This window comes from Halomonas daqiaonensis, from assembly GCF_900109725.1.
GTDB classification, from domain to species: domain Bacteria; phylum Pseudomonadota; class Gammaproteobacteria; order Pseudomonadales; family Halomonadaceae; genus Halomonas; species Halomonas daqiaonensis.
Genome location: NZ_FOBC01000022.1, coordinates 36,460 through 56,895, shown reverse-complemented (window position 1 = coordinate 56,895; position 20,436 = coordinate 36,460). Strand labels below are relative to the sequence as shown.

At 65.6% G+C, this 20,436-nt stretch carries 19 protein-coding genes; 12 read left to right on the top strand and 7 right to left on the bottom strand.

The features are described from left to right. The first annotated feature begins 9 nt into the window (after positions 1–9). From metX to BMY30_RS15310, 3 genes are read left to right on the top strand one after another with little or no spacing between them, the layout of a single operon-like run. Entirely contained in the window at positions 10–1,167 is a 1,158-nt protein-coding gene (gene metX / locus BMY30_RS15320) for a homoserine O-succinyltransferase MetX (protein ID WP_089715275.1), read from the top strand. Continuing rightward, positions 1,167–1,766 (top strand): methionine biosynthesis protein MetW, encoded by a 600-nt coding sequence (gene metW / locus BMY30_RS15315; RefSeq protein WP_089715295.1) that lies wholly within the window; start codon positions 1,167–1,169, stop codon positions 1,764–1,766. The genes metX and metW overlap by 1 nt, the downstream gene beginning before the upstream one ends. Before the next feature lie 47 nt (positions 1,767–1,813). Then, entirely contained in the window at positions 1,814–2,266 is a 453-nt protein-coding gene (locus BMY30_RS15310; RefSeq protein WP_089715273.1) for a DUF4426 domain-containing protein, read from the top strand. A gap of 19 nt (positions 2,267–2,285) precedes the next feature. Here BMY30_RS15310 and sfsA read toward each other — a convergent pair whose 3' ends face one another. Both sfsA and BMY30_RS15300 read right to left on the bottom strand, forming a co-directional pair. Continuing rightward, positions 2,286–3,044 carry a DNA/RNA nuclease SfsA gene (gene sfsA / locus BMY30_RS15305; protein WP_089715271.1) on the bottom strand — a complete coding sequence of 253 codons (759 nt, stop codon included), beginning with the start codon at positions 3,042–3,044 and terminating at the stop codon, positions 2,286–2,288. Further along, on the bottom strand, positions 3,044–4,204 hold the full coding sequence (locus tag BMY30_RS15300; protein WP_089715269.1) for an aminotransferase class I/II-fold pyridoxal phosphate-dependent enzyme: 1,161 nt from the start codon (positions 4,202–4,204) through the stop codon (positions 3,044–3,046). The genes sfsA and BMY30_RS15300 overlap by 1 nt, the downstream gene beginning before the upstream one ends. Before the next feature lie 221 nt (positions 4,205–4,425). On the opposite strand from BMY30_RS15300, the gene dksA reads away from it, so the two are divergent. The 9 genes from dksA (at position 4,426) to BMY30_RS15260 (ending at position 13,626) form a co-directional block, all read left to right on the top strand. Continuing rightward, the gene (gene dksA, locus BMY30_RS15295) at positions 4,426–4,863 is read left to right on the top strand and encodes an RNA polymerase-binding protein DksA (RefSeq protein ID WP_040183924.1); all 438 of its coding nucleotides are present in this window, start codon (positions 4,426–4,428) and stop codon (positions 4,861–4,863) included. 90 nt (positions 4,864–4,953) lie between these two features. Then, a complete protein-coding gene (gene gluQRS / locus BMY30_RS15290) occupies positions 4,954–5,847 on the top strand; it encodes a tRNA glutamyl-Q(34) synthetase GluQRS (RefSeq protein WP_089715267.1) in 894 nt (297 codons plus the stop codon). Positions 5,848–5,859: 12 nt separating this feature from the next. Further along, entirely contained in the window at positions 5,860–5,985 is a 126-nt protein-coding gene (locus BMY30_RS18320) for a hypothetical protein (RefSeq protein WP_280140908.1), read from the top strand. A 238-nt stretch (positions 5,986–6,223) separates the two neighbouring features. Then, a complete protein-coding gene (locus tag BMY30_RS15285) occupies positions 6,224–7,612 on the top strand; it encodes a sigma-54-dependent transcriptional regulator (RefSeq protein ID WP_089715265.1) in 1,389 nt (462 codons plus the stop codon). 807 nt (positions 7,613–8,419) lie between these two features. Further along, a complete protein-coding gene (gene pcnB / locus BMY30_RS15280) occupies positions 8,420–9,817 on the top strand; it encodes a polynucleotide adenylyltransferase PcnB (protein WP_089715263.1) in 1,398 nt (465 codons plus the stop codon). Next, a complete protein-coding gene (gene folK / locus BMY30_RS15275; RefSeq protein ID WP_089715262.1) occupies positions 9,814–10,311 on the top strand; it encodes a 2-amino-4-hydroxy-6-hydroxymethyldihydropteridine diphosphokinase in 498 nt (165 codons plus the stop codon). Before pcnB ends, folK begins: the two co-directional genes overlap by 4 nt. Positions 10,312–10,426: 115 nt before the next feature. Then, positions 10,427–11,218, top strand: coding sequence for a 3-methyl-2-oxobutanoate hydroxymethyltransferase (gene panB, locus BMY30_RS15270; RefSeq protein WP_089715260.1), 792 nt, complete (start codon positions 10,427–10,429; stop codon positions 11,216–11,218). 21 nt (positions 11,219–11,239) lie between these two features. Continuing rightward, positions 11,240–12,088, top strand: coding sequence for a pantoate--beta-alanine ligase (panC, locus tag BMY30_RS15265; protein ID WP_089715258.1), 849 nt, complete (start codon positions 11,240–11,242; stop codon positions 12,086–12,088). A 362-nt stretch (positions 12,089–12,450) separates the two neighbouring features. Next, on the top strand, positions 12,451–13,626 hold the full coding sequence (locus BMY30_RS15260) for an acetyl-CoA C-acetyltransferase (RefSeq protein WP_089715256.1): 1,176 nt from the start codon (positions 12,451–12,453) through the stop codon (positions 13,624–13,626). Between the two features lie 174 nt (positions 13,627–13,800). Here the strand turns inward: BMY30_RS15260 and pnp are convergent, their stop codons facing one another. The 5 genes from pnp to infB form a co-directional block, all read right to left on the bottom strand. Further along, positions 13,801–15,936 carry a polyribonucleotide nucleotidyltransferase gene (pnp, locus tag BMY30_RS15255; RefSeq protein WP_170840168.1) on the bottom strand — a complete coding sequence of 712 codons (2,136 nt, stop codon included), beginning with the start codon at positions 15,934–15,936 and terminating at the stop codon, positions 13,801–13,803. A 166-nt stretch (positions 15,937–16,102) separates the two neighbouring features. Next, positions 16,103–16,372, bottom strand: coding sequence for a 30S ribosomal protein S15 (gene rpsO / locus BMY30_RS15250; RefSeq protein WP_040183911.1), 270 nt, complete (start codon positions 16,370–16,372; stop codon positions 16,103–16,105). Positions 16,373–16,451: 79 nt separating this feature from the next. Then, positions 16,452–17,369: a tRNA pseudouridine(55) synthase TruB gene (truB, locus tag BMY30_RS15245; RefSeq protein ID WP_089715253.1), complete on the bottom strand. Its 918-nt coding sequence runs from the start codon at positions 17,367–17,369 to the stop codon at positions 16,452–16,454. Continuing rightward, a complete protein-coding gene (gene rbfA, locus BMY30_RS15240; protein WP_089715251.1) occupies positions 17,369–17,830 on the bottom strand; it encodes a 30S ribosome-binding factor RbfA in 462 nt (153 codons plus the stop codon). Before rbfA ends, truB begins: the two co-directional genes overlap by 1 nt. Before the next feature lie 18 nt (positions 17,831–17,848). Further along, complete coding sequence (gene infB / locus BMY30_RS15235) at positions 17,849–20,410, bottom strand: translation initiation factor IF-2 (protein WP_089715250.1); 2,562 nt, start codon at positions 20,408–20,410, stop codon at positions 17,849–17,851. Between the last annotated feature and the right edge of the window lie 26 nt (positions 20,411–20,436).

Genomic DNA, 20,436 nt, shown 5'->3' with positions numbered 1-20,436 from the left:
ACACGACCGATGCCCGAGTTCCCCCCCGATTCGGTCGGCCTGGTGACGCCCGAAACGGCGCACTTCGACGACCCCCTGGCCCTGGCCTGCGGCAGGACGCTGCCGGCCTATGACTTGGTGTACGAGACCTACGGCACCCTCAACGCCGAACGCTCCAATGCCATCCTGATCTGCCATGCCCTCTCCGGCCACCATCATGCGGCCGGCTACCACTCGCCGGAGGAGCGGAAGCCGGGCTGGTGGGATGCGCACATCGGCCCGGGCAAGTCGATCGACACCGAGCGCTTCTTCGTGGTCTCGCTGAACAACCTCGGTGGCTGCCACGGCAGCACCGGCCCCACCAGCGACAATCCCGAGACGGGGCGTCAATGGGGACCTGACTTCCCGATCATGACCGTCGGAGACTGGGTCCATAGCCAGGCGCGGCTAGCCGACCGGCTGGGCATCGAGCGCTTCGCCGCCGTGATCGGCGGCAGTCTGGGGGGCATGCAGGTCCTCCAGTGGACCCTCGACTATCCGGAGCGCATCGCCAATGCGGTGATTATCGCGGCGACGCCGAAGCTGTCGGCACAGAACATCGCCTTCAACGAAGTGGCACGTCAGGCGATCCGCTCCGACCGTGACTTCCAGGACGGCTGGTATTTCGACCATGACACGGCGCCACGCCGCGGCCTCAAGCTCGCCCGCATGGTAGGTCATATCACTTACCTCTCCGAAGACGCCATGGGCAGCAAGTTCGGTCGCGACCTGCGCAGCAACGACCTGAACTTCGGCTACGACGTGGAGTTCCAGGTGGAGTCCTACCTGCGCCACCAGGGCGATGCCTTCTCCAACTCCTTCGATGCCAACACCTACCTTCTGATGACCAAGGCGCTGGACTACTTCGACCCCGCTGCGGCCCACGACGGTGATCTGGCCCGCGCCCTGGCGCCTGCCGCCTGTCCCTTCCTGGTGGTCAGCTTCACCACCGACTGGCGCTTCCCGCCACCGCGGTCCAAGGAGTTGGTCAACGCCCTGATCCGCGCCGACAAGGCCGTCAGCTACGCCAATATCGATTCGCCCCATGGCCACGACGCCTTCCTGATGCCCGAGCCGCGTTATCAGGCGGTATTCGCCGCCTTCATGAACCGCGTCGCCCGCGACCAGGGCCTAGAGGAACGCCCATGATGCGCGCCGATCTCAAGCTTATTCATGACTGGGTTCCGTCCGGCGCAAGGGTGCTCGACCTGGGCTGCGGTGGGGGCACGCTGCTGGCGGCGCTGGCCCGCGACAAGCAGGTCACGGGCTATGGCCTGGAGATCGACCCCGACGGCATCACCGCCTGCCTGGCCAAGGGGGTCAATGTCATCGAGCAGAACCTCGACGAGGGGCTCGCCAACTTCGAGGATGACGCCTGTGATCTGGTGGTCATGACCCAGGCACTGCAGGCCCTGCGTCGCCCGGACCTGATGCTCGACGAGATGCTGCGCGTTGCCGGCGAGTGCATCATTACCTTTCCTAACTTCGCCTACTGGCGCCACCGCGCCTACCTGGGCTTCAAGGGCTACATGCCGGTGTCCCGGTCGCTGCCCCATGCCTGGTACGACACCCCCAACATCCACCTCTCGACCTTCAACGACTTTGAACGCCTGTGCCGCGACAAGGGTCTGAGCATTGTCGACCGGGCGGTGGGCATCGGTGACCACGAGGGACACTGGACCTCGCGGTGGTGGCCCAACCTGTTCGGCGAGATCGCCATCTTCCGGGTCACCCGCCGCAGGGCGTGACGCCGGGGAGGCGCAAGCGCGAGACACCGATGAAGGGAGCACCGACGATGATGCGACACAGCCTGGCGGCCCTGGCCATGGGCCTGGCGCTGCTGCTGACCCTACCGGCCCAGGCCCAGCAGTACGAACAGGTGGGGGACTACCAGATCCACTACAGCGCCGTGAACACCAGCTTCCTGCCGGAGGAGGTGGCCCGGGAACACGGCATCCAGCGCAGCCGAGTCATGGCCCTGCTCAACGTCAGCGTGATCGAGGAACTCGAGGATGGCTCGACCCGTCCGGTCACGGCGCCGGTCGACGGTCGAATCAGCGGGCTCGACGGGGGCGACGCCAAACCGCTGGCGTTTCGCAGCCTGCGTATCGGTGACACGCCATCCCAGGTGGCAGTATTCCGCATCCACGAGGACGAACCGATGCGCTTCGACCTGCGTGTGCGCTACGACCGCAATGCCGAGCCCGCGGAGATCAGTTTCATCCAGCGCTTCTATATCGACCGCTGACCCGCGAGAGCCTCCCGGCTCAATCGACGACAACGGCCGAGTCCACCTCGCGGACAAGTGAAACCGGCAGCCGGCGTCCCAGGCGGATTGCCACCGGCACGCCGGCCTCACGGATCACCTCACAGCGCCGCGCCAGCACCTCCACGCCAAGGCCCGCCACCTCGCGCAGACTCGCAGCATAGGCCGGGTCCAGGTGGGCTGCGGGGGCCACGTCCTCGATGCCCTCGTGGGCCACGCAGAAGAGCAGCACGGCGCGGTGGCCCTGTGCCGCGAGCAGGGCCAGCGCCTCGAGGTGCCGGCGACCCCGCGCGCTCACCGCGTCCGGAAAATAGCCGTGGCCGTCGGCCTCCATGAGAGTCACCTGCTTGACCTCGACGAAGACGCAGCCACGCTCGGGGTCATCGAGACGGAAATCGAGCCTCGCCCTCTCTACGCTAGCCTCGCGCCGGAGCGCCGCATAGCCGGCCAGTTCCTCTACTTTGCCCTCGCGCAGCGCCTCCTCGACGATGCGGTTGGCCCGCCCGGTGTGCACCGAGGCCGTCGCAGTGGTGCCGTTAGGCTGCGGCAGCTCGATCAGTTCCCAGGTCCAGGCCAGCTTGCGGGCCGGGTTGTCGCTGGGCGACAGCCACACCCGACAACCCGGCACGTTCACCGCCCGCATCGAGCCGGTATTGGGGCAGTGGGCCACCACCTCGCGGCCATCATCGAGGCGCACGTCGGCCAAAAAACGCTTGTAGCGACGCAGCAAGATACCGGGAACCAAGGCAGGATATTCCATCAGCGGCGCGCCAGGAAGCGCTCGAGGCGGCAAACGGCCTCCTCCAGCCGCGCCTCGCCGGTGGTAAAGGCGATGCGCACATGGTATTCACCGCCGTGTAGGGCAAAATCGGTGCCCGGGGTGATGGCGACGTTCTCCTCCTCGAGCAGCGCCTGGCAGAAGGCCTCGCTGTCGTCGCTGTAGCGCGAGATGTCGAGCCACAGGTAGAAGGCTCCCTGGGGTGGCAGCGAGGGTGCCAGCCCCAGGCGGGAGAGCCCCGCCAGCAGGGCATCGCGGCGCCGTCCGAGTTCGCTGCGCCGAGTCTCGAGGATGCCTCGGCTCTCGGGTGTGAAGGCGGCCAGGGCCGCGTGCTGTGCGGGGGTAGAAGCAGCCAGGAAAACATTCTGAGCGAGCCGAGTGAGAGGCTCCACCGCCGCCTCGGGCGCCAGCAGCCAGCCCAGGCGCCAGCCAGTCATGCCGAAATACTTGGAGAAGCTGTTGACCACGAAGGCGTCCGCGGTGATCGAGGCCACCGAAAGAGGCTCGAGGTCGTAGCAGAGGCCCTGGTAGATCTCGTCGACCAGCAGATGGCCACCATGCGCCGCCACCGTGTCGGCCACCGCCGAGAGCTGGCCGGCATCGAGCATATGGCCAGTGGGGTTCGAGGGCGTGGCAAGCATCGCCAGGCGGGTCTCGTCGCGCCAGTGGGCCTCGACGAGACCGGCATCCAGTTGCCAGTCGCTGGCCGGGCCCACCGGCACCGCGTCTACCTCGGCACCCGCCAGGGCCATGAAGTGGCGGTTGCAGGGATAGTTGGGGTCGGCCATCAGCACCCGATCACCGGGGCCCGCCAGTAGCTGGCTGGCCAGCAGCAGCGCCCCTGAGGCACCGGGCGTGACCAGGATGCGCCTGGGGTCGACCGCGGTGCCGAAATGCTCGGCATAATGACCGGCGATGGCCTCGCGCAGGGCCGGAAGCCCCGCTGCGGGCGTATAGCGGGTATACCCCGCTGACAGGGCGACATGGCCAGCCTCGATCACCGGCTCGGGAGTCGGGAAATCAGGCTCACCGACCTCTAGGTGGATGACATCGTGCCCGGCGGCTTCGCGAGCCTGGGCCGTCTCCAGCAGGCTCATCACGCGGAAGGGGGCGATGCGCTCGACGCGCGGATTCCAGGACATGCACGGCTCCTCTCGACACGGCGCGGCACGACGGGCACCTTAAACCCGCAGCCGGCGGTCAAAACCGGCATCTTACGACTTTTGGCGTGCCGGCGCAGTCCTGACAGTGGAAGAGGTTGCATGTGCCTTCTTTTTACGCTAAACAAGCACCCCTTTGGCGTGAGATACCAGGCACCACGGCGGGTATTGATCAGTAGTCACTCAAGTAACGAGGCAATCCCATGCCAGTAGCTGAAAAGAAGATGGATGCTCCCAAGAAATTCACCCCGTACGAGCCGGCGCCGGGTGAAGAGTACATGAACGAGAAGCAGCTGGAGCACTTCCGACAGATCCTGCTGGGCTGGAAACAGGAGCTCATGGAAGAAGTCGACCGCACCGTGCGCCACCTGCAGGAGGAGGCGAACAACTACGCCGACCCCGCCGATCGCGCCACCCAGGAAGAAGGCTTCAACCTGGAGCTGCGCACCCGCGATCGCGAGCGCAAGCTGCTCAAGAAGATCAACGAGACCCTCGAGAAGATCGACGAGGACGACTACGGCTTCTGCGAGGCCTGCGGCGTCGAGATCGGCATCCGCCGGCTCGAGGCGCGGCCCACCGCCACCCTGTGCGTGGACTGCAAGACCCTGGCCGAGCTCAAGGAAAAACAGCTGGGCGGCTGAGGCGGCCATGACGATCTGCGCCATTCCACCCCGCGACGGGCACCCCAGGGTGCCCGTTTGCATGCCGGCCCTTTGCAACAGGATGAGCCGGTGAGCGACTACCGTGGACGCTTTGCGCCGACCCCGTCGGGGCCCCTGCACTTCGGCTCGCTGGTGGCGGCCCTGGCCAGCTTCCTGGATGCTCGCCGAGCGGGCGGCGAATGGCGGCTGCGCATCGAGGACATCGACCCACCGCGCTGCCCCGCCGGAGCCGCCGACACCATCCTGCGCCAGCTCGAGGCCTTCGGCCTGCACTGGGATGGACCAGTCATCTGGCAACATGACCGGCACGACGCCTACCAGGCCGCCCTCGAGCAACTGATCGCCCGGGATCTCGCCTACCCCTGCAGCTGCTCGCGCAAGCAGTGGCGTGAGTATTCCGTCTACCCCGGCTGGTGCCGCAACGGCGTAAGCGAACCCGCCAAGCCGGTAGCCTGGCGACTGCGCAGCGATCTCGGCCTGCGGCCGGTGGTCTGGCAGGACCGCCTGTTCGGCCAGCAGCGCTTCGACCCGGCCGAGCTCGGCGACGTGGTGCTCAAGCGCAAGGATGGCCTCTGGGCCTACCAGCTCGCCGTGGTGGTCGACGACGCCGACCAGGACATCAGCGACGTGGTGCGCGGCTTCGACCTGCTCGACAACACTCCCTGGCAGCGCCAGCTGCAGCACGCCCTGGGCGTCCCCGAACCCAGCTATCTGCACCTGCCGTTGATCATCGGCGAGGACGGCCAGAAGCTCTCCAAGCAGAACCTGGCACCGGCCCTTCCGGAGCAGGACGACGCCGTGCGCCCGCTGCTGCATGCGGCGCTGACAGCGCTTGACCAGACCCCGCCCCAAGAGCTGGCCACGGCACCAGTGGACGAGCAGCTGCGCTGGGCCGTCGCCCACTGGAAGATCGACCGGCTGCATGCCGAGGCACACCGTCAGGCCAGCACCGACGCCCCTTGAGAGAAGTCCGCCATGGACGTCTATCAGATCAGGCTCTTCCTGGTCTTCGGCGGACACCTGCGCTCGCCACTGCTGAGGAGCGGCTGGGCCATCCCCGAGGTGGCCTGGTATCGCCCCTTCCTCATCTGGGGGTGCTGACCGACGAGGCCCTGCACTTGATCCACCTTGCCCGCTCGGGGGAGGATACCCGCTACCACAACCGTTGCCCGGCCAGCCTCGACGTAAAGGGACGAGGTCAAGGGAAGTGGCTCCACGTCCCGTCACCGACCAGGGCCACGGCATCGAAGCGCGGGCACACGACCGCCTGTACGACCCCTTCATCACAAGGCACCCGGATCCACCTGTGGCTGCCCCTCCAACCAGAGCATGGTGACCGATGAGCCGGATCCTGATCGTTGAAGACGACGCCATCATCCGCAGCGCCCTGAAGCGACTGCTGGAGCGCCACGACCACCGGGTCAGCGAGGCCGGCTCGGTGGACGAGGCCCTGGCGCTCGAGCCACAAGGCTTCGACCTGGTGATCAGCGACCTGCGGCTGCCCGGTGAGCCCGGCACCGAGCTGATCGCCCTCGCCGCCCCCGTGCCGGTGCTGATCATGACCAGCTACGCCAGCATGCGATCCGCGGTGGAGGCGCTGAAGCTCGGCGCCGTGGACTTTGTGGCCAAGCCCTTCGACCACGACGAGCTGCTCGAGACTGTGGCTCGGATACTGCACCGTGAGGCCTTTAAGCAGGGCGTACCCCCTGACGTCGCCCAACCTGGCGGCAAGCACCAGCCGATGATCGGCAACTGCCCCGCCATGCAGGTGGTCTACACGCGCATCCGCAAGGCGGCGCCGGCCGATGTCACCGTGCTGATCCAGGGCGAGTCGGGCACCGGCAAGGAGCTGGTCGCCCGCGCCCTGCACCAGCAGAGCCGCCGCGCCCATGCGCCGCTGGTATGCGTCAACTGCGCAGCCATTCCCGAGACGCTGATCGAGTCGGAGCTGTTCGGGCACGAGAAGGGCGCCTTTACGGGCGCCAGTGCCTCGCGCACCGGCCTGGTCGAAGCCGCCGATGGTGGCACCCTCTTCCTTGACGAGATCGGCGAACTGCCGCTCGATGCCCAGGCGCGACTCTTGCGGGTGCTGCAGGAGGGCGAGATCCGCAAGATCGGCTCGGTGGAGACCCGCCATGTCGACGTGCGCCTGATCGCCGCCACCCACCGCGACCTGCAGAGCCTGTCGAAGACCGGTGAGTTCCGCCTCGACCTCTACTACCGCCTCGACGTGATGCAGATCGACCTGCCGGCCCTGCGCGAGCGCGAGGACGACATCCTCGAGATCGCCGATGTGCTGCTGGAGAAGGCCTGCCGGCGCCACGCGCGCAACGGGCTGCGGCTCTCGCAGGCCTCACGACGCACCATCCGCGATTACCCCTGGCCAGGCAACGTACGCGAGCTGGAGAATGCCCTGGAACGCGGCGCCATCCTCGCCGAGGGCCACCTCATCCATCCCGACGACCTGGGGCTCGCGCGGACACCCCGGCCGCAGGACAGGTCTCCGGCACCCGCACCGGTCCTCGCCGGCGCGGGGGATCAGGAAGCCAGCGACGGGGAGGACCTCTCCCTGGAGGACTACTTCCAGCACTTCGTGCTGGAGCACCAGGACCAGATGAGCGAGACCGAGCTCGCCCAGAAACTCGGCATCAGCCGCAAGTGCCTGTGGGAGCGCCGCCAACGCCTGGGCATTCCCCGCAAGAAGAGTCCACGTCGCAGCACGAGTTGAGGCAACCGCCATGAGACTAGGCTCAAGCACCCGCGGCTTCGTCTGCGGGGTCATGCACCATTTGTTACCTTCCCACACAGCCAGTGTTTCACAACGGGGAAAATCGGGTAACACTCCAGCCCTGCGCCGGAAGACAGACTCACTCAATACGCCATAACATCATGTTATTTATAGTATTTTCCTGCTGTGGCACGCAGCCTGCTACTTCAATGGCAAGAAAAACAAATCCGGACGTCACCCGCTGCCAACAATAACAAGACAGCCAGGCGTGACAGGGCTTGACCCGCCAACAACAACAAGACACCCGGCCCATACGACTTCGGCGCCTGCCGACAACAAGAACAGCATCGGCACGGCGCGAGGCCTTCGGGCTCCCAACAAGAACAAGCTGCTCGAAGCACCGGAGCCATCAGGACGCGACGCACCCGCATACGGCCAACCAACAATGACAATGGCCGTCGAGGTGCACTTTCGGCAACAACACCAACAAGCCGGAAGGAGGCATGCATCCATGCCGTCGTGGTTGGACTATTGTTTTGAATACGAGACGGTCGCCGTCAGGAGCATCAACAAACACAAGAACACCGCTTGCCTGAACACTCCTTGGTGACTGTGGTGCGTATTCAGGGCGATGCGCCATCACGAAGAAGAACCAGCAGCAGGGATGCTGCATCCTGCTTACAGGGGAGGCCATCGGCCTCCCCTTTCTACGTCCAGAACGCCTTCGGCGCCGTGATGTGCTTTGCAAGGTGTCAGTGGTCCGCTACACTCAACGCTTTTCCGTGTCCCGCGAGTCGATATCGCCGCATGATCAAAGGTTTTACCCGCTTTCTGCAGAGTCCGGGCGAGCGCATCAAGTCGCTGTTCGGCCCTCAGGATGCGCCGGCCGGCAGCACCGGGCCGCGCATCATTCCTCGTCAGGAACATCCTGTTTCGCGTCAGCATTTCAGCGAGGCCGCCATCAAGGTGCTCTACCGGCTTCACAATGCCGGCTTTCAGGCCTTTCTGGTGGGAGGGTGCATCCGCGATGCGCTGCTCGGCCACATGCCCAAGGACTTCGATGTCGCCACAGACGCCACGCCGGAACAGCTCAAGGACCTGTTCCGCAACTCGCGCATCATTGGCCGGCGCTTTCGCATCGTGCATGTCCGCTTCGGCCGCGAGGTGATCGAGGTCACCACCTTCCGGGGCAAGCCCAGCGATGACCACGCAGACCATATCTCACAGCAGTCGGACGATGGCTTGCTGCTGCGTGACAATGTCTGGGGCAATATCGCGGAAGACGCCCTGCGCCGCGACTTCACCGTCAACGCCCTCTACTACAACATCGCCGACTTCTCGATCCACGACTTCGCCGACGGCGTGCGCGACATCGAGGCCCGTACCCTGCGGCTGATCGGCGACCCGGCCACCCGCTATCGCGAGGACCCGGTGAGGATGCTCAGGGCGGTGCGTTTCGCCGCCAAGCTCGATTTCCACCTCGACTCTGCCACCGAGGCACCAATCCACGACGCCGCGCCGCTGCTGCTGCAGATTCCCCCGGCGCGGCTGTTCGACGAGATCCTCAAGCTGTTCATGGCCGGTCAGGGCGTCACCACCTTCCATCTGCTGCGCGACTACGGGCTGTTCGAGATGCTCTTCCCCGAGGCTGACGAGGCCATGGAGGAACTGCCGTGGGCCGAGCGCCTGGTCGAGCTGGCGCTCGAGAGCACCGACCGCCGCATCGCCGAAGACCGTCCGGTAACCCCGGCCTTCCTGTTCGCCGCTCTGCTCTGGGCACCCGTCCAGCAGCGCCAGGCGAGCCTAGAGGCCGAGGGCATGCCGCCTATTCCTGCGCTCCAGGCGGCATCCCAGCAGGTGGTCTCGCGTCAGCTCCAGCACATCTCCATCCCCAAGCGCTTCAGCCTGCCGATGCGCGACATCTGGGACCTGCAGCAGCGCCTGCCGCTGCGCCGCGGCAAGCGCGTCTTCCAGACCCACGAGCATCCGCGATTCCGGGCCGCCTACGACTTCCTGCTGCTGCGCGAAGGCGCCGGCGAGCTAGAACCCGGCCTGGGCGACTGGTGGACCGCCTTCCAGCAGGCCGACGAGCATGAGCAGCGGCGCCTGCTGGGCAAGGTCGGCGCCGACCCGGCCGGCAGCGGCCAGCCGCGCAAGCGCCGCCGACGCCGCAGGAAGCCGCGGGGTCCCGCGAGCGATACATGAACCACCCGCGGCACCATGCCTGGATCGGCCTGGGCAGCAACCTCGATGGCCCGCAGGAGCATGTCGAGCGCGCCCTTCGCGAGCTCGACCATCTCCCCCTGACCCAGCGCATCGCCGCCTCGCGGCTCTATGCCAGCCCAGCGCTGGGCCCTGCCGACCAGCCCGACTACATCAATGCCGTGGCGTACCTGGAGACTCGGCTCTCGCCACTCGCCCTGCTCGATCAGTTGCAGGCCCTGGAACAGCGCCACGGCCGCGTGCGCGGTCGGCGTTGGGGCCCCCGGACCCTGGACCTGGATCTGCTACTCTTCGATCATCACCGGGTCACGCTGCCGCGGCTGACACTGCCCCATCCGGAGATGATCCAACGCGCCTTCGTTCTGGTTCCGCTGGCAGAGCTGGCGCCGACTCTGGTACTCGAAGGTCACCCCCTGGCGCAATGGATCGCAGGGCTCGATACCGGGGACCTGCAGCCGGTGTTACCGCAGAGCTGAAATACACTCCAAACTGTTACCTATCGACACTTCGGCAGAATTCGGGTAACAATCGCTGGTCACACCAAGGCAGGTCCGCCGGAGACCTCCCACGACAAGACGATGAGAGCACGCCATGAAAACCGTCACCCTGAGCACGCTGCAGGCCTTCAAGCGCGCCGGTGAGCCGTTCAGCTGCCTGACCGCCTACGACGCCTCCTTCGCCCGCGCGGCCGGAGAGGCGGGGATCGAGGTGTTGCTGGTCGGCGATTCTATGGGGATGGTGCTGCAGGGGCACGCCAGCACCCTGCCGGTGACCCTCGACGAGGTCTGCTACCATACCCGCTGCGTGTACCGCGGCAGGGACAAGAGTCTACTGATGGTCGACCTGCCCTTTATGAGCAATTCGAGCACCGAGCGTCTGCTTCAGGATGCCGCCCAGCTGATGCGCGCCGGGGCCGAGCTGGTCAAGGTTGAGGGCGAGGCCTGGATGGCCGACGGCATCCGCGAGCTGACCCGTCGCGGCGTGCCGGTTTGCGCCCACCTGGGCCTGACACCTCAGTCGGTCTATCAGTTGGGCGGCTACAAGGTGCAGGGCCGCGAGGCCGAGCAGGCGACCCGGATCCTCGAGGATGCCCGCACGCTGGTAGAGGCCGGCGCCTCGGTGATCCTGCTCGAGTGCGTACCGGCAAGCCTGGGCCGGGCGGTGAGCGAGGCGCTGGAAGTGCCAGTGATCGGCATCGGCGCCGGCCCCGATACCGACGGCCAGATCCTGGTGATGCACGACGTGCTGGGCGTCACCCACGGCCGTACGCCCCGCTTCGTGAAGAACTTCATGACCGAGGCCGACGATATCCCGGGTGCCTTTCGCCGTTACCACGAAGACGTCAAGGCCCGCCGCTTCCCCGCCCAAGAGCATTGTTTCTAAGCAGCGTTCAGGAGCTCGCCGATGCGTACCCTGCGAGAGATTCCGCCCCTTCGTGAGGCCCTTGACGAGTGCCGGCGCCGCGGTCAACGCATCGCCCTGGCGCCGACCATGGGCAACCTGCACGACGGCCACCTGGCGCTGATAGCGGAGGCACGACGCCAGGGCGACGTGGTCGTGGCGACCATCTTCGTCAATCCGCTCCAGTTCGGAGCCGGTGAGGATCTTGACGCCTATCCGCGAACCCTAGCCGAAGACCAGGCGAAGCTGGAGGACGCCGGCTGCGACCTGCTGTTCGCCCCCGAGACGACGACTGTCTACCCGCGCGGCCTGGAGGCCCAGACCCGGGTCTGCGTGCCCGAGGTCAGCGAGGGGCTCTGCGGTGGTGACCGCCCCGGACACTTCGATGGCGTCGCCACCGTCGTCACCATGCTCTTCAACCTGGTGCAGCCCAACGTGGCCTGCTTCGGCGAGAAGGACTACCAGCAGCTCGCGGTGATCCGCCGCATGGTCGACGACCTGCACCTCCCCGTGGAGGTCGTCGGCGTACCCATCGTGCGCGCCGATGACGGTCTGGCCCTCTCCTCACGCAACGGCTATCTGGATGACGCCCAGCGCGCCACCGCCCCGGCGCTCTACCGCACTCTTTGCACGCTGCGCGATGCGCTGGAGGCCGGCGCCGACCCGGACGGCACCCTCGCCGAGGGCCTCGCCCGGTTGCGAGAAGCCGGTTTCGAACCCGACTACCTCGAGCTTCGCGACGACGACCTGGGGCCGGTCACGGCGACTACCCGTCAGGCCGTCCTGCTCGCCGCCGCGCGTCTCGGCCCGACCCGACTGATCGACAATCTGAGCCTGACCCTGCCACGCTGAGGGCCTGGCGCCGTCACGGTGCCGCCATGCAGAGGGACCTCTACCCCATGCAGACCATCAGGCTCAAGGCCACGCTGCCCATGGACCGTGTCACCCATGCCGTGCTCAACGAAAAGGGCTGCTGTGCCACTCCCGTTCAGCTGGCCTGACATCCGCCTGCCACGGCACCCTGTGGCATGCCGTTTCAGCCAACATGCTTTCTTGTTTGGCACCCCCTCTGCGCATTCGCCCATGGAAGCATTGCCGCCACGCACGAGCGTCCCCTATGCTGAAGGGCCCGGCCTTGTCTGAGACGTCATCGAGTTCAGGCTGTCCTCAGACAAGGCCGCAAGCCAGCTAGTCATTGTTCAGGAGTATCTCCCATGCAAGACGTGGTGATTGTTGCCGCTCGCCGCACTGCCGTCGGCACCTTCGGTGGTTCCCTGGCCGGCATTCCCGCCAGCGACCTGGGTGCCCATGTCATCAAGGACATCATGTCCACCACTGGCGTCGCTGGAGACCAGGTCGACGAGGTACTGCTCGGCCAGGTACTCACCGCCGGGGTCGGTCAGAACCCCGCCCGCCAGGCATCCATCAAGGCCGGCTTGCCGGATGCCGTTCCGGCCATGACCATCAACAAGGTCTGCGGGTCGGGCCTCAAGACCCTGCACCTTGCCACCCAGGCGATCCGCTGCGGCGACGCCGAGCTGATCATCGCCGGTGGCCAGGAGAACATGTCCGCCTCACCCCACGTGCTGCCGAACTCTCGTACCGGCCAGCGCATGGGTGACTGGAAGGCCATCGACACCATGGTCCACGACGGCCTGTGGGATGCCTTCAACAACTTCCACATGGGCATCACGGCCGAGAACCTGGCCGAGAAGTACGGTATCAGCCGCGAGGAGATGGACGAGTTCGCTGCGGGCTCCCAGCAGAAGGCCGCCGCGGCCATTCGCGAGGGCAAGTTCAAGGGACAGATCGTTCCCGTGGAGATTCCCCAGCGCAAGGGCGATCCGGTGGTCTTCGACACCGACGAGGGCCCGCGTGACGTGACCGCCGAGAAGCTCGCCGGCATGCGCCCGGCCTTCAAGAAGGACGGCAGCGTGACCGCCGGCAACGCCTCCTCCATCAATGATGGGGCCGCCGTGGTGATGCTCTGCTCCGCCGAGAAAGCCAAGGCCCTGGGCCTCGAGCCGCTGGCCCGCATCAAGGCCTACAGCAACGCCGGCGTCGACCCCTCCATCATGGGCATCGGCCCGGCCCCGGCCACCCGTCGTTGCCTCGAGAAAGCCGGCTGGAGCCTGGATGATCTGGATCTGGTCGAGGCCAACGAGGCCTTCGCCGCCCAGGCCATCTCTGTCAACAAGGAACTGGGCTGGGATGTCAGCAAGATCAACGTCAACGGCGGCGCCATCGCCATCGGCCACCCCATCGGTGCCTCCGGCTGCCGCATCCTGGTGACCTTGGTCCACGAGATGATCGCCCGTGATGCCAAGAAGGGCCTGGCAACCCTGTGCATCGGCGGTGGACAGGGTGTAGCACTCGCCATCGAAAGATAAGCTGCGCTGCGCGCGAGCTGTAATCTGTAAGAAAATAGAGTGCCTTGGGCTTTTTTACTGCCCCGGGCATTCTGCTTTTGTGACCTACCATAGAAAACCGCCGCCAGGGTTATGCCCTGGCGGCGGTTTTCCTTATGCCTTGCTCCTTGGAGCTTGCGGCTCGAAGACGGTCGCTTACAGCTGGGGTTCAGCGACCTCTTCCGCCTCGAATGCCGCCTTCTCTTCCGGGGTAATCTCCTTGATGGTTAGCTTCACCCGGTTGCGGTTGTCGATATCGAGCACCTTGACGATGGGCTCATCGCCCTCGTTGAGGAAATCGCGCACGTCGTTGACCCGTTCCGGAACGATCTGGGAGATGTGCACCAGGCCATCGGTGCCCGGCATGATGTTGACGAAGGCGCCGAAGTCGGCGATGCGCACCACCTTGCCACGGTAGAGCTTGCTGATCTCCGGCTCGGCGGTGATCGCCAGCACGGTGTCGATGGCCGCCTTGGCCGCCGATTTGTCCTCGGCGTAGATGCGCACGGTACCGTCATCATCCAGGTCGATAGAGGCGCCGGTCTCCTCGCAGATCTTGCGGATAGTGGCGCCGCCCTTGCCGATGACATCGCGGATCTTCTCAGGGTCGATCTTGATGGTCGCCATGGAGGGGGCGTTCTCGGAGACCTCGCCACGACTCTGGGCGATCACCGTATTCATCTGCTCGAGGATCTGCTGGCGGGCCTCATAGGCCTGCTGCAGGGCCTGTTCCATGATCTCCTCGTTGATCCCCTCGATCTTGATGTCCATCTGCAGGGCGGTGACGCCGTTCGCGGAGCCGGCCACCTTGAAGTCCATGTCGCCGAGGTGGTCTTCGTCACCCAAGATGTCGGTCAGCACCGCGAAGCCGTCTTCATCCTTGACCAAGCCCATGGCGATACCCGCCACCGGCGCCTTCATGGGAACACCGGCATCCATCAATGCCAATGAGGTACCGCATACCGAGGCCATGGAGCTGGAGCCGTTGGACTCGGTGATCTCGGACACCACCCGGATGGTATAGGGAAAGTCCGTCTCGGAGGGCAGCATCGCCGACACACCACGACGTGCCAGGCGACCATGACCGATTTCGCGACGCTTGGGCCCGCCCATGAAGCCGGCTTCACCCACGCAGTAGGGGGGGAAGTTGTAGTGCAGCATGAAGCGATCCTTGCGCTCGCCTTCCAGCGACTCGATCAGCTGGGAGTCACGCAGGGTACCCAGGGTCGCGACCACGATGGCCTGGGTCTCACCGCGGGTGAAGATCGCCGAGCCGTGAGTCTTGGGCAAGCTGCCGACCTCGATATCCAGCGGACGCACGGTCTTGTGGTCGCGGCCATCGATGCGGGGCTCCCCCCTGACCACGCGCGAGCGTACCACACGCTTCTCCAGGCCTGCGAAAGCGCCCTTGACCGCGTCGGCCTCGTGCTTGTCCTCTTCTTCACCAGCGAACTGCTCGACCGCCTGATCCTTCAGGGCGGAGAGGGCATCCTGGCGTTCCATCTTGTCGGTGATGCGATAGGCCTCGCCGATCTTCTGCTCAAAGGCATCGGCCATGGCGCCCTTGAGGACAGTGTTCTCGGTGGGGGGCTGCCAGTCCCACTTCGGCTTGCCCGCCTCGGCGGTCAGCTCATTGATGGCCTGGATGGCCACCTGCATCTCCTGATGGGCAAAGAGCACCGCGCCCAGCATCTCGTCCTCGAGCAGCTCGTTGGCCTCGGACTCGACCATCAGCACCGCCTTCTCCGTGCCGGCAACCACCATGTTGAGCTCGGAGCTGGTCAACTCCTCGACGGTGGGGTTGAGGAAGTAGCCGTTATCCTCGGTGAAGCCCACGCGCGCGCCGCCGATCGGGCCGTTGAAGGGCACGCCGGAAACAGCCAGGGCAGCGGAGGTGCCGAGCATCGCGGCTACATCCGGGTCATGGTTGCGGTCGGTGGAGAGCACCGAACAGACCACCTGGACCTCGTTCATGAAGCCCTTGGGGAAGAGCGGACGGATCGGGCGATCGATCAGCCGCGAAGTGAGGGTCTCCTTCTCGGTGGGGCGCCCCTCGCGCTTGAAGAAGCCACCGGGAATCTTGCCGACTGCGTAGGTCTTCTCCTGATAGAACACCCCCAGCGGGAAGAAGGGCTGAGCAGGATTGGCCTCTTTCTTGGCCACCACGGTGCACAGCACGACGGTATCGTCCATGGTGACCATCACGGCACCGGTGGCCTGGCGGGCGATACGCCCGGTTTCCAGGGTGACGGTGCTGCGACCGTACTGAAACGTTTTCTTGACCGGATTCACGGCGACTTCCTTCAACTTTTCGATGTTTGGTTCGTTTTAGCTCGGCGACCATTTTAGGGGTTGACGCCCGCCGCGGCCACCGGTTAACGACATTTCCTGGGTATCTACCAATACGAAACGGGCAGCCCGAAGGCTGCCCGTTTCGTTACCGCTTGGGGTACGTCGCTTAGCGGCGCAGGCCCAGGCGCTGGATCAACGACTGATAGCGCTCGAAATCCTTGCGCTTCAGGTAATCCAGCAGCTTGCGGCGCTGGTTGACCATGCGGATCAGGCCACGGCGGGAGTGGTGGTCCTGCTTGTTGGTCTTGAAGTGGTCCTGCAGGCCATCGATGTTGGCGCTCAGCAGGGCTACCTGCACTTCAGGGGAACCGGTGTCGTTCTCGCCACGACCGTACTCGTTGACGATTGTGGACTTCTGCTCGGCTGTCAGTGCCATCTGTCTCTCCAGTAAGCAATATGCTTGGGTGATGAATGTTTGAGACCACGCATATTTGCAGTCTCGGGCGTTTCTCCCTTCAGTCGGCTACGGTGCTCAGCAACCGTTTCGGCGCCACCTCCTGTGGCCCCGTCACCGCGCCAAGGCCCAGAAAGGCCCCGGCACGATAGAGTCTTGGTGTCTCGCCCTCGGCCAACTCGCCAGCCTCGACTCGAACCGACTGGCCATGGTTCAGCCGAGTGGCCGCCACAGCATCGACCTCGAGTCGTGGCAAGTGGTCGACCAGCACGTCGACGGGCAGCAGCGCCGCTTCACGTTCGGCCTGGCCGGGCAGCGCCTCCAGCGCGTCGAGGGTCAGCATGCCCTCAGTCGTGAAAGACCCCGTTGCCAGACGGCGCAGCGCGCTGATGTGCGCTCCGCAGCCCAGTGCCTGGCCAATGTCCTCGGCCAGGGTACGGATATAGGTCCCCTTGCTGACGCACACCTCGAGCTCGAAGGCGGTGTCGGCAAGGGAAAGAAGGCGCGCATCATACACCTTCACGCGCCTGGCTGCACGCTCGATCGACTTGCCCTCGCGGGCCAGTTCGTAGAGCTTGCGCCCCTGATGCTTGAGCGCCGAATACATCGGCGGCACCTGGTCGATCTCGCCGCGAAAGCGCTCGAGCACCTCCTCGACGTCGGCCTCGGTCAGCCGAGGCACCGCGCGGCGCTCCACCACCTCGCCCTCGGCATCACCGGTGTCGGTGATCGCGCCGAGCTCCACCCGCGTGCGATAGACCTTGTCGGCATCCAGCAGGTGGGCGGAGAACTTGGTCGCCTCGCCGAAGCACACCGGCAGCAGGCCGGTGGCCATGGGATCCAGGGTTCCCGTGTGGCCGGCCTTCTGGGCCTGGAACAGGCGCCGCGCCCGCTGCAGCGCATAGTTGCTGGACAGGCCCGCGGGCTTGTCCAGCAGCAGCACGCCGTTCACCGGCAACCCGCGACGCCGCCGTGCCATCAGTCGCGCTCGTCCCTGTCTGCAGAAGCATTGCCTGCCGAACGATCGTCGACCGAACCATCGGCCGGGCCACTGTCGTCATCCGCCGCCTCGTCGTACTGGACCTGGTCGCTGGCGACGGCCTCGTCGATAAGTGACGACAGTCGCTGGCCGCGCACCACGCTCTCGTCGTAGTGGAAGCGCAGTTCCGGCACATGGCGCAGCTTGATGCGCCGGGCGATCTGGCTGCGCAGGAAACCGGCGGCCCGCTTGAGCACAGCCAGGTTCTCCTTGATGTGCTCCGGGGTCTGCTCGCCCAGCAGGGTCACATGGACGTCGGCATAGCCGAGGTCACGGCTGACCTCAACGCCGCTGACGGTGACCATGCCCAGCCGCGGATCCTTGACCTCGCGCTGGATGAGCACCGCCAGCTCCTTCTGGAGCTGGTCGGCCACCCGGTCGGTACGCTTGAACTCGCGCATGTACGACTCCTCGAGTCCTTAGAGGGTCCGCTCGACCTTGACCTGATCGAAGACCTCGATCTTGTCGCCGACCTGGACATCGTTGTAGTTCTTCACGCCGATGCCGCACTCCATGCCATTGCGCACTTCCTGGACGTCGTCCTTGAAGCGACGCAGGGACTCGAGTTCGCCCTCGTAGATCACCACGTTGTCGCGCAGCACACGGATCTTCTTGTTGCGGTGCACACTGCCCTCGACCACCATGCAACCGGCCACGGCACCGATCTTGGGTGCACGGAAGACGTCACGAACCTCGGCCACGCCGACTATCTCTTCCTTCCACTCCGGTGCCAGCATGCCGCTCATGGCCTGCTTGACCTCGTCGATCAGCTGGTAGATGACACTGTAGTAGCGCAGATCCAGGCCTTCACGCTCGACGATCTCGCGGGCCGCAGCATCGGCACGCACGTTGAAGCCGACCACGATGGCGTCACTGGCCAGTGCCAGGTTGGCATCGGTACCGGTGATACCGCCTACGCCGGAGGAGACCACGGCCACTTCCACCTCGTCGGTGGAGAGCTCTTCCAGGGCGCCCTTGATCGCCTCCAGGGAACCCTGGACGTCGGCCTTGAGCACGATGTTGAGCTTGGCGGCCACGTCCTGGCCCATCTGGCTGAACATGTTCTCCAGCTTGGCCTTCTGCTGACGTGCCAGGCGCACCTCGCGGTACTTGCCCTGGCGGAAGTTGGCGACCTCGCGGGCCTTCTTCTCGTCGGCCAGCACCATGAAGTCGTCACCCGCCTCGGGCGTACCGTCCAGACCCTGGATCTCCACCGGCATGGACGGGCCAACCTCATCGACCTGCTTGCCCAGCTCGTTGGTCAGGGCTCGTACGCGGCCGTAGTGCAGGCCGGCGAGCACGATATCGCCCTTCTTCAGGGTACCGTTCTGGACCAGCACCGTGGCCACCGGGCCGCGGCCCTTGTCCAGGCGCGACTCGACCACCACGCCCTTGCCGGGCGCCTCGGGGACGGCCTTGAGCTCGAGCACCTCGGACACCAGCTGAACGGCTTCCAGCAACTCCTCGATGCCCTCGCCGGTGTGCGCGGAGACATGCACGAACTGGGTGTCTCCGCCCCACTCCTCGGAGATTACACCGTGCTGGGAAAGCTCGTTCTTGATCCGGTCCAGGTCGATGCCTGCCTTGTCGATCTTGTTGACCGCGACCACCATCGGCACTTCGGCTGCCCGCGAGTGCTCGATCGCCTCGATGGTCTGGGGCATGACGCCGTCATCGGCGGCTACCACCAGCACGACCACGTCGGTGGCCTTGGCACCGCGAGCACGCATGGCGGTGAACGCCGCGTGGCCCGGGGTATCCAGGAAGGTTACGCCACCGTGGTCGTCCTCCACATGGTAGGCACCGATGTGCTGGGTGATACCGCCGGCTTCGCCGGTGGCCACCTTGGCCTTGCGGATATAGTCGAGAAGCGAGGTCTTGCCGTGGTCAACGTGACCCATGACCGTGACCACCGGTGAGCGGGTGATTTCCTCGCCCTCGTAGGAAATGCCCTCGAGGACCTCGGTCTCCAGCGCATCGTCCTTGACCAGCTTGGGCTTGTGGCCCATCTCCTCGACCACGATGGCCGCAGTATCCTGATCGATGGTCTGGTTGATGGTCACCGCCGCGCCCATGGTGAACATGGCCTTGATGACCTCGTTCGCCTTGATCGACATCTTGTCGGCCAGGTCGGCGACACTGATCGACTCGGGGATAGAGACCTCGCGGACGATCGGCTGAGTCGGCTTCTGGAAGCCATGCTTGCCGCCACCCCCCTGGCTGCCGCCGCGGCGACCTCCACGGCGCTCGGCACGCTTGACCTTCTTGCCACCACGGCGACGCTCCTCGCGATCACCGCGATCGTCGTCGTCGCGCTCGCCACGGCCCTTCTTGCCGGCACCGGCCTTGGTGGTAGCCTTCTTGACGGCGGCGCGGCGCGACTCGGGACGTCCCTCCTTGGGCGGGGCCGGAGGCTCCTCCGCGGGCGAGGCAGCCTCGAGTTCCGGCACGGGAATCTCGGGCTCGGCGGCGGCCTTCTCGGCCTCGAGCTTGGCCGACGCTTCGCGGGCGGACTCCTCGGCGGCACGCGCCTTGGATTCCTCGGCCTCACGAGCACTCTCGGCTTCGCGAGCATCCTCGGCCTCACGGGCATCCTTGGCGGCCTGGGCCTGCTGCGAATCGGCCATGTCGCCAACCAGCTGGCGCGGTCCGGCATCCTTCGCCGGCTCCGGCTGGGTCTCTTCCTCATCACGCTTGACGTAGGTGCGCTTCTTGCGCACCTGCACCTCGATGCTCTTGCCGCGTTCGCCGGTCTTGATACGGCTACGCGTCTTGCGCGTCAGGGTGATGCGATTCTTCGCCCCGGCGCCGCTGCCGCCGTGACTCTTGGTGAGATAGTCAAGCAGTTGACGCTTGTCCTCTTCGGACACGGCATCGCTCTCGGACTTCTGACCGAGCCCGGCTTCCTTCATCTGCTCCAGCAGGCGGGGTACATCGCGCCCCACCTTCGCTGCAAAATCCTTAACGGTCATTTCTGACATTACGACCCTCCTCAGCCCGTGACCTG

Coding starts and splice junctions, on each gene's coding strand:
- panC (WP_089715258.1), top strand. CDS start 11,240: ATGCGTACCCTGCGAGAGATTCCGCCCCTTCGTGAGGCCCTTGACGAG.
- BMY30_RS15310 (WP_089715273.1), top strand. CDS start 1,814: ATGATGCGACACAGCCTGGCGGCCCTGGCCATGGGCCTGGCGCTGCTG.
- BMY30_RS18320 (WP_280140908.1), top strand. CDS start 5,860: ATGGACGTCTATCAGATCAGGCTCTTCCTGGTCTTCGGCGGACACCTG.
- metW (WP_089715295.1), top strand. CDS start 1,167: ATGCGCGCCGATCTCAAGCTTATTCATGACTGGGTTCCGTCCGGCGCA.
- truB (WP_089715253.1), bottom strand. CDS start 17,369: ATGGCACGGCGGCGTCGCGGGTTGCCGGTGAACGGCGTGCTGCTGCTG.
- sfsA (WP_089715271.1), bottom strand. CDS start 3,044: ATGGAATATCCTGCCTTGGTTCCCGGTATCTTGCTGCGTCGCTACAAG.
- panB (WP_089715260.1), top strand. CDS start 10,427: ATGAAAACCGTCACCCTGAGCACGCTGCAGGCCTTCAAGCGCGCCGGT.
- dksA (WP_040183924.1), top strand. CDS start 4,426: ATGCCAGTAGCTGAAAAGAAGATGGATGCTCCCAAGAAATTCACCCCG.
- rpsO (WP_040183911.1), bottom strand. CDS start 16,372: ATGGCACTGACAGCCGAGCAGAAGTCCACAATCGTCAACGAGTACGGT.
- infB (WP_089715250.1), bottom strand. CDS start 20,410: ATGTCAGAAATGACCGTTAAGGATTTTGCAGCGAAGGTGGGGCGCGAT.
- rbfA (WP_089715251.1), bottom strand. CDS start 17,830: ATGCGCGAGTTCAAGCGTACCGACCGGGTGGCCGACCAGCTCCAGAAG.
- folK (WP_089715262.1), top strand. CDS start 9,814: ATGAACCACCCGCGGCACCATGCCTGGATCGGCCTGGGCAGCAACCTC.
- BMY30_RS15260 (WP_089715256.1), top strand. CDS start 12,451: ATGCAAGACGTGGTGATTGTTGCCGCTCGCCGCACTGCCGTCGGCACC.
- metX (WP_089715275.1), top strand. CDS start 10: ATGCCCGAGTTCCCCCCCGATTCGGTCGGCCTGGTGACGCCCGAAACG.
- BMY30_RS15300 (WP_089715269.1), bottom strand. CDS start 4,204: ATGTCCTGGAATCCGCGCGTCGAGCGCATCGCCCCCTTCCGCGTGATG.
- pcnB (WP_089715263.1), top strand. CDS start 8,420: ATGATCAAAGGTTTTACCCGCTTTCTGCAGAGTCCGGGCGAGCGCATC.
- BMY30_RS15285 (WP_089715265.1), top strand. CDS start 6,224: ATGAGCCGGATCCTGATCGTTGAAGACGACGCCATCATCCGCAGCGCC.